The organism is Streptomyces bobili, assembly GCF_002154575.1.
In the GTDB taxonomy this organism is placed as follows: domain Bacteria; phylum Actinomycetota; class Actinomycetes; order Streptomycetales; family Streptomycetaceae; genus Streptomyces; species Streptomyces bobili.
The window spans coordinates 21,229-28,889 of record NZ_MUBA01000135.1 but is presented as its reverse complement, the minus strand read 5'-3'; the positions used below and the strand labels follow the sequence as shown (position 1 = coordinate 28,889).

Annotated in this window: 10 protein-coding genes; all 10 read right to left on the bottom strand. The window is 71.5% G+C overall.

What is annotated here, in order from left to right; all coding sequences use genetic code 11:
- The coding region (locus BZL64_RS12335) for an AAA family ATPase (protein ID WP_143663098.1) at positions 1–399 on the bottom strand (399 nt) is incomplete at its 3' end.
- 25 nt (positions 400–424) lie between these two features.
- Positions 425–1,030 carry a Holliday junction branch migration protein RuvA gene (gene ruvA / locus BZL64_RS12330; RefSeq protein WP_086769024.1) on the bottom strand — a complete coding sequence of 202 codons (606 nt, stop codon included), beginning with the start codon at positions 1,028–1,030 and terminating at the stop codon, positions 425–427.
- Positions 1,027–1,557, bottom strand: a complete 531-nt coding sequence (gene ruvC / locus BZL64_RS12325; protein WP_086769022.1) for a crossover junction endodeoxyribonuclease RuvC — start codon at positions 1,555–1,557, stop codon at positions 1,027–1,029. The genes ruvA and ruvC overlap by 4 nt, the downstream gene beginning before the upstream one ends.
- A 117-nt stretch (positions 1,558–1,674) precedes the next feature.
- Positions 1,675–2,427, bottom strand: coding sequence for a YebC/PmpR family DNA-binding transcriptional regulator (locus tag BZL64_RS12320; RefSeq protein ID WP_086769018.1), 753 nt, complete (start codon positions 2,425–2,427; stop codon positions 1,675–1,677).
- 48 nt (positions 2,428–2,475) lie between these two features.
- Positions 2,476–3,084, bottom strand: a complete 609-nt coding sequence (pdxT, locus tag BZL64_RS12315) for a pyridoxal 5'-phosphate synthase glutaminase subunit PdxT (protein ID WP_086769016.1) — start codon at positions 3,082–3,084, stop codon at positions 2,476–2,478.
- A gap of 4 nt (positions 3,085–3,088) precedes the next feature.
- A complete protein-coding gene (gene pdxS, locus BZL64_RS12310; protein ID WP_073493637.1) occupies positions 3,089–3,994 on the bottom strand; it encodes a pyridoxal 5'-phosphate synthase lyase subunit PdxS in 906 nt (301 codons plus the stop codon).
- A gap of 157 nt (positions 3,995–4,151) precedes the next feature.
- Positions 4,152–4,697: a LemA family protein gene (locus BZL64_RS12305; protein WP_086769014.1), complete on the bottom strand. Its 546-nt coding sequence runs from the start codon at positions 4,695–4,697 to the stop codon at positions 4,152–4,154.
- Between the two features lie 141 nt (positions 4,698–4,838).
- Complete coding sequence (locus BZL64_RS12300; RefSeq protein ID WP_086769012.1) at positions 4,839–6,005, bottom strand: glycosyltransferase family 4 protein; 1,167 nt, start codon at positions 6,003–6,005, stop codon at positions 4,839–4,841.
- On the bottom strand, positions 6,002–6,910 hold the full coding sequence (locus tag BZL64_RS12295) for a phosphatidylinositol mannoside acyltransferase (protein WP_086769010.1): 909 nt from the start codon (positions 6,908–6,910) through the stop codon (positions 6,002–6,004). Before BZL64_RS12295 ends, BZL64_RS12300 begins: the two co-directional genes overlap by 4 nt.
- Positions 6,907–7,587, bottom strand: a complete 681-nt coding sequence (gene pgsA / locus BZL64_RS12290) for a phosphatidylinositol phosphate synthase (RefSeq protein ID WP_086769008.1) — start codon at positions 7,585–7,587, stop codon at positions 6,907–6,909. Before pgsA ends, BZL64_RS12295 begins: the two co-directional genes overlap by 4 nt.
- Positions 7,588–7,661: the final 74 nt, after the last annotated feature.

Sequence of the window (7,661 nt, the reverse complement as noted above, 5' to 3'; positions counted from 1 at the left end):
GCGGTGGATCTCGTCGAGGAAGAGGACCTCGCCCTCCTGGAGGGAGGAGAGGATGGCGGCGAGGTCGCCCGCGTGCTGGATGGCGGGGCCGCTGGTGATGCGGATCGGGGCGCCCATCTCGGCGGCGATGATCATCGAGAGGGTGGTCTTGCCGAGGCCGGGGGCACCGGAGAGCAGCACGTGGTCGGCGGTCGCGCCGCGCGCGCGTGCGGCCCGCAGGACGAGGTCGAGCTGCTCGCGGACCTTCTCCTGGCCGATGAACTCGCCCAGGTCCTTGGGGCGCAGGGCCGCCTCGACGGCCTGGTCCTCGCCGTCGGCGACAGAGCCCACCAGCCGCTCCGCGGCGGAGCCGGCGGGCCCCTCGTCGGCGGTCGCGTCGGTCGGGTCGTCCCAGTTCATTGGTGTGCCTCGGGGATGTAGGGGGTCAGCGGGCTCGGTTGAGGGTCTGCAGCGCCGCCTTCAGGAGCGAGCCGACCTGGGGTGTGCCCCCGGCGGCCTCGGCCTGCGGTGCGACCGCGGTCACGGCCTCCTCGGCCTCGCGGGTCGCGTAGCCGAGGCCGATCAGGGCCGCGTGGAGCTGGTCGCGCCAGCCCTGGGTGACGGGCCTGCCCACCGCGGGGGCGCCGACCGGTTCGCCGAGACGGCCCTTCAGCTCCAGCAGGAGTTTCTGGGCGCCCTTCTTGCCGATGCCGGGGACGGCGATGAGGGCCTTCTCGTCACCGGTGGCGACGGCCCTGCGCAGGGTGTCCGGCGCGTGGACCGCCAGCATGGCCTGGGCGAGGCGCGGGCCGACCCCGCTCGCGGTCTGGAGCAGCTCGAAGACCTGGCGCTCGTCGTCGTCGGCGAAGCCGTACAGGGTGAGGGAGTCCTCCCGGACGACCAGGGAGGTGGCCAGTCTCGCGGGCCGGCCCATGCGCAGGCCGGAGAGCGTGTTCGGCGTGCACTGGACGGCGATGCCGATGCCGCCCACCTCGACCACCGCGGAGTCAGGGGCGAGGGCGGCGACCGGTCCGCTCACGAAGGCGATCATCCCGTACGGCCTTTCGATGTGTGCAGGGCGACGGCCTGCTGGAGTCGGTTCAGCGTGGGTGCGCGCCAGATGTGACAGATGGCGAGGGCGAGGGCGTCGGCGGCGTCGGCGGGCTTGGGCGGCGCGCTCAGCCGCAGCAGGCGGGTCACCATGGCGCCGACCTGGGCCTTGTCGGCGCGGCCACTGCCGGTGACGGCCGCCTTGACCTCGCTGGGGGTGTGCAGGGCGACGGGGATGCCGCGGCGGGCGGCGCACAGCATGGCGACGGCGCTGGCCTGGGCGGTGCCCATGACCGTGCTCACGTTGTGCTGGCTGAACACCCGCTCCACGGCCACGAATTCGGGCCGGTACTCGTCCAGCCACTGCTCGATGCCCTGCTCGACGGCGACGAGGCGCTGCCCCAACTCGGCGTCCGCGGGCGTGCGGACGACACCGACGCCGAGCATCGTGAGCGGCCGGCCCGCGACGCCCTCGACGACGCCCACCCCGCATCGCGTGAGGCCGGGGTCCACCCCGAGTACGCGCACGTGCCCTCCCCTCATGATCTCTGACGCCCGCCAGGCTATCCGCTGCCACCGACAACGACGTCGGGCCGGTAGGACGTGTCCCACCGGCCCGACGAATCCGCTCAGTTCGCGGCAGCGCTACGCGTCGACCTTCTCCATGACCTCGTCGCTGACGTCGAAGTTGGCGAAGACGTTCTGCACGTCGTCGCTGTCCTCGAGCGCGTCGATCAGCTTGAAGATCTTCCGGGCACCGTCCTCGTCCAGCTCGACCTGCATGGTCGGGACGAAGTTGGCGTCGGCGGAGTCGTAGTCGACGCCCGCGTCCTGGAGGGCGGTGCGGACCGCGACCAGGTCGGTGGCCTCGCTGATGACCTCGAAGGACTCCCCGAGGTCGTTGACCTCCTCGGCACCGGCGTCCAGGACGGCGCCGAGCACGTCGTCCTCCGTCAGTTCGCCCTTGGGGACGATGACGACGCCCTTGCGGTTGAACAGGTACGACACCGAACCCGGGTCGGCCATGGAGCCGCCGTTGCGGGTCATGGCGACGCGGACGTCGGAGGCGGCACGGTTGCGGTTGTCGGTGAGGCACTCGATGAGCACCGCGACGCCGTTCGGGCCGTAACCCTCGTACATGATCGTCTCGTAGTCGGCACCGCCGGCCTCAAGGCCACCGCCGCGCTTGACCGCGGAGTCGATGTTCTTGTTCGGGACCGACGACTTCTTCGCCTTCTGGATGGCGTCGTAGAGCGTCGGATTGCCGTCGATGTCGACGCCGCCCATGCGCGCCGCGACCTCGATGTTCTTGATCAGCTTCGCGAAGAGCTTGCCGCGCTTGGCATCGATCACGGCCTTCTTGTGCTTCGTCGTGGCCCATTTAGAGTGGCCGGACATCTGCCTGTCTCCTTCGCGTAACCCATCTCTGCGTGAACGCCAGAGATCCTACAAGGACTCCGGTGCCCGGTTGGCGCGCACCATGTCCACGAACAGGGAGTGGACCCGGTGGTCGCCCGTCAGCTCCGGGTGGAACGACGTGGCGAGCGCGTTTCCCTGACGGACGGCGACGATGTGGCCCTCGTGCTCGGCCAGCACCTCGGTGCGGGCACCGACGGACTCCACCCAGGGGGCCCGGATGAAGACGCCCTCCACAGGATCGCCGTCGACGCCCTTGATGTCGACGGCCGCTTCGAAGGACTCGTTCTGCCGTCCGAAGGCGTTGCGGCGCACGATCATGTCGATGCCGCCGATCGTCTCCTGGCCCGAGCGCGGGTCGAGGATCTTGTCGGCGAGCAGGATCAGGCCGGCGCAGGTGCCGTAGACGGGCAGGCCGCCCCGCACGCGTTCACGGAGGGGCTCCAGTACGCCGAAGAGGACGGCCAGCTTGGAGATGGTGGTGGACTCGCCGCCGGGGATGACCAGGCCGTCGATCTCGGCGAGTTCCTCGGGGCGCCTGACCGGCCTGGCCACGGCGTCGGCCGCGGCCAGGGCGATGAGGTGCTCCCGTACGTCGCCCTGGAGGGCCAGGACGCCGATGACAGGTGCGTCGGTCATGTGACTACCAGCCGCGGTTGGCGTAGCGCTCGGTCTCGGGGAGGGTGTCGCAGTTGATGCCGACCATGGCCTCGCCGAGGTTGCGGGACGCGTCCGCGATGATCTTCGGGTCGTCGTAGAAGGTGGTCGCCTTCACGATGGCGGCGGCGCGCTTGGCCGGGTCGCCGGACTTGAAGATGCCGGAGCCGACGAAGACACCCTCAGCGCCGAGCTGGCGCATCAGGGCGGCGTCGGCGGGGGTGGCCACGCCACCGGCGGAGAACAGCACGACCGGCAGCTTGCCCAGCTCGGCGACCTCCTTGACCAGCTCGTACGGGGCGCGCAGGTCCTTGGCGGCGGCGTACAGCTCGTTGTTGTCGTAGCCGCGGAGCCTGGCGATCTCGTTCTTGATCTGGCGCAGGTGGCGGACCGCCTCGACGACGTTGCCGGTGCCGGCCTCGCCCTTGGAGCGGATCATCGCGGCGCCCTCGGCGATGCGGCGCAGGGCCTCGCCCAGGTTGGTGGCGCCGCAGACGAACGGCGTGGTGAAGGCGAACTTGTCGCTGTGGTTGACCTCGTCGGCCGGGGTGAGGACCTCGGACTCGTCGATGTAGTCCACGCCGAGGGACTGCAGGACCTGGGCCTCGACGAAGTGGCCGATGCGGGACTTGGCCATGACCGGGATGGAGACCGCCTCGATGATCTCCTCGATCATGTTCGGGTCCGACATCCGGGCCACGCCGCCGTCCTTGCGGATGTCGGCGGGAACCCGCTCCAGGGCCATGACGGCGACGGCGCCCGCGTCCTCGGCGATCTTCGCCTGCTCCGCGTTGACGACGTCCATGATCACGCCGCCCTTGAGCTGCTCGGCCATGCCGCGCTTCACGCGTGCGGTGCCGGTCTCGGGGGCCTGGTTCTGGGTGCTGGACACGGGTTGACCTCACTGAAGGGAAAGAGGGCTTTCTACCGCACTGAGGAAACGTGAGTGGACCAGTCCACAGCAAGGGCCAATGGGAAGCCGGTGGATCCTTTTGGGTTTCCGGAGCGTGCCCACGCCTCCCGGAACGTGCCCCCGCCTCCCGGAGCGCTCACGACCGCGAACGGTCCATGAGGACGGCGGGCGGCTCGTCGTCCATCTCGAAGGCCATCGGGAACGGGGCATGGCCGGCCAGCCTGAACCAGCGCACCTTGCGGTGTTCGCGCAGCCTGCGGGCCCCGCCCACCGCGTCGTTGTGGAAGCGGCGGGCCATGGGGACCCGCAGGACGGTCTCCGTCAGCTCGTGCGCCGCGGCCTCTCCGCCCGGCGCCTCACGGACGGCCTCCAGCTGCTGTACGTCCGCGAACACCGCGCGCAGTGCCTGGCTCAGGTCGCTCTCGGCGACCTCCCGCTGCTCCTCCTCGGCCTGCCGGGCGGCGTGCGCGGCCTCGTACAGCACGATCGAGGCAGCCGGGTCGAGCACGCCCGAGGTGGCCAGTTCCTGGGCGACGGACGCCCTGCGCAGCAGTTGCGCGTCCAGGGCGGCGCGGGCGGCGTCGATCCGGGCGTGCAGCCGGTCCAGGCGGCCCGCCGTCCAGCTCAGGTAGAGGCCGATGGCGACGAGGACGACGAGGATCCAGATGAGGGTTGCGGTCACGGGCCGAAAGGCTAGCCGCTCCGCGATGCGGGCCGGGCTGCCTCCCGCGGGCCGCCGCCCTCAGGCCCCGCGCACGACGACGCCCTCACGGCTGCGGACGAGGCCCGACCACCCGGCCGGTGCGGTCACACCCGCCCCGCGTCAGTCCCGCGCCAGGCCGAACCGTGCCCGCAGACCCGGAGAGCCTCCGTCGTCCGCGGCGACCGCCGCGGCGCCGGCCGTCACCGTCTCGTACACGGACAGGATGTCCGCGCCGACCGTCGACCAGTCGAAGCGCCGGACATGGGCGCTGCCGCGTTCGCGCAGGCCTGCCCGCCGCTCGGGGTCGCGGAGCAGCCGTACGGCCGCCTCGGCCAGCGCCTCCGGGTCCTCGTTGGCGAACAGGTCGCCGGCGCCGCCCTGGTCCAGCACCTGGGCGAAGGCGTCCAGGTCGGAGGCGAGCACCGGGGCCCCGGCGGACATGGCCTCGACCAGGATGATGCCGAAGCTCTCGCCGCCGGTGTTGGGAGCGACGTACAGGTCGATGCTGCGCAGGAAGCGGGCCTTGTCCTCGTCGCTGACCATGCCGAGGAACTCCACGCGCGAGCGCAGCTCCTTCGGGAGGTTCTCGACGGCCTCCTTCTCGTCGCCGCGGCCGGCCACCAGCAGGCGCGCTTCGGGGCACGCGGCGAAGATCTTCGGCAGGGCGGCCATCAGCACCGGCAGACCCTTGCGGGGCTCGTCGATGCGGCCGACGAAACCGATCGTCCCGCCCTGCCACTCGGGGTTGGGCTCGGCGCGGGCGAAGAAGTCGACGTCGACGCCGTTGGGGATGACCACGGCGTCCCCGCCGAGATGTTCCACCAGGGTGCGGCGGGCGTACTCGCTCACCGCGATGCGCGCGCTGATCTTCTCCAGGGCGGCCTGGAGGATCGCGTAGGCGGCGATCATCGCGCGCGAGCGCGGGTTCGACGTGTGGAAGGTCGCCACGATCGGTCCCTGCGCCGCCCAGCAGGTCAGCAGCCCGAGGGAGGGCGAGGTCGGCTCGTGGATGTGGACCACGTCGAAGGCGCCGTCGTGCAGCCAGCGGCGTACCCGGGCGGCGCTGAGGAAACCGAAGTTGAGCCGGGCCACCGAGCCGTTGTAGGGCACCGGGACGGCACGGCCGGCCGAGACGACGTACGGCGGCAGCGGGGTGTCGTCGTCGGCGGGGGCGAGGACGGACACCTCGTGGCCGAGCCGGATGAAGTACTCGGCGAGGTCGCGGATGTGGAACTGGACGCCGCCGGGCACGTCCCAGGAGTAGGGGCAGACGATGCCGATTCTCACGAGGGTCCCTTCGCGGGGTCGAGATCGGCGAGCCACAGTCGCTGGAGCATGTGCCAGTCCTCCGGATGGTCGGCGATACCCGTGGCGAAGGCGTCGGCCAGCGCCTGTGTCATGACAGACGTCTGTTCGGCCCGCGTGCCTGACCCGGGTACATGGATCGGAGGATGGATGCGGCCCCGCATGACGGGCGATTCGTCGTACCAGAGCGTCACGGGGAGCAGCAGCGCGCCCGTCTGCTGGGCGAGCAGGGCCGGTCCGGCGGGCATGCGCGCGGTGGCGCCGAAGAACTCGACCTCGACGCCGGACGCGGACAGGTCGCGGTCGGCGACCAGGCAGACCAGGCCGCCCTCGCGCAGCCGCCGGGCGAGGGTGCCGAAGGCGGTGCCGCCGCTGTGCGGGAGCACTTCCATGCCGAGGCCCTCGCGGTAGGCGACGAAACGGTCGTAGAGCGTCTCGGGCTTGAGCCGCTCGGCGACCGTGGTGAACGGGGTCCGCAGTTTCGTGGTGACCCAGGCGCCGGCGAGGTCCCAGTTGGCCAGGTGCGGCAGCGCGAGGACGACGCCCTTGCCGGCCGCGAGGCCGTCGGTCAGGTGGTGCAGGTCCTTGGGCTCGAACCCGGACGCGATCCGCTCCGGGCTCCAGGAGGGGAGGCGGAAGGACTCCATCCAGTAGCGCAGGTAGGAGCGCATGCCCGCGCGCGACAGTTCGGCCAGCCGCTCGGGGCCCGCGTCCGGCACCACGCGCGCGTAGTTGCTCTCCAGCCGCTGGACGCCATTGCCGCGCCGCTTCCAGGCGAGGTCGGCGACGGAGCGGCCGAGGCGGGTGGCCACCGGCTCGGGGAGCTTCTTGACGGTGCTCCAGCCGAGCCCGTACAGCCCGTCGGTCAGCTGGTCACGTGCGCTCACTGGGCCGTCTCACGTCCCTCGGAGCCCTGCCGGCCGGTCGGGGTCGCCGCGTCGGCCTCCGCCGCCTCGCGCCGGACGGTGACGACCCGCTGGATCAGCGTGACGACGCTTCCGACGGCGACGAGCCACAGGGCGACCGGCAGCAGGTACTGGATGCCCGGCACGCCGAACGCGTGCAGGCCCGCGAGCCCGGCCGCGACGAGCGACACCACGAGCCGCTCGGCGCGCTCGACGAGCCCGTTGACGGCGACCGGCAGCCCGATCGACTCGCCGCGCGCCTTGGTGTACGACACGACCTGGCCGCTGGCCAGGCAGAAGATCGAGACGGCGCACAGGATGTTGTCGTCGCCGTGGCCCGCGTACCAGAGGGCGAAGCCGCCGAAGATCGCGCCGTCGGCGACCCGGTCGAGCGTGGAGTCCAGAAAGGCCCCCCAGCGGCTGGAGCGGCCGAGCTGGCGGGCCATGTTGCCGTCGACGAGGTCGGAGAACACGAACAGCGTGATCACGACCGTGCCCCAGAAGAACTCGCCCATGGGGTAGAAGACCAGCGCGCCCGCGACCACGCCGGCGGTGCCGAGCAGCGTGACCGTGTCGGGGCTCACGCCCCGGCGGATGAGAAACGCGGCGAACGGTGTGAGGACACGCGTGAAGAATGCACGCGCGTACTTGTTCAGCATGGCCTTCCCGAAGGTTGTATGGCCGCGCGGCCCCTGCTGGCCACCGGCTGGCCCATCGTAGCCACGCGCGTGGG

What these genes read in the sequence shown, in the direction of transcription:
- ruvA (WP_086769024.1), bottom strand. Translation starts at nt 1,030, where the DNA reads ATGATCGCCTTCGTGAGCGGACCGGTCGCCGCCCTCGCCCCTGACTCC.
- BZL64_RS12320 (WP_086769018.1), bottom strand. Translation starts at nt 2,427, where the DNA reads ATGTCCGGCCACTCTAAATGGGCCACGACGAAGCACAAGAAGGCCGTG.
- pdxT (WP_086769016.1), bottom strand. Translation starts at nt 3,084, where the DNA reads ATGACCGACGCACCTGTCATCGGCGTCCTGGCCCTCCAGGGCGACGTA.
- pgsA (WP_086769008.1), bottom strand. Translation starts at nt 7,587, where the DNA reads ATGCTGAACAAGTACGCGCGTGCATTCTTCACGCGTGTCCTCACACCG.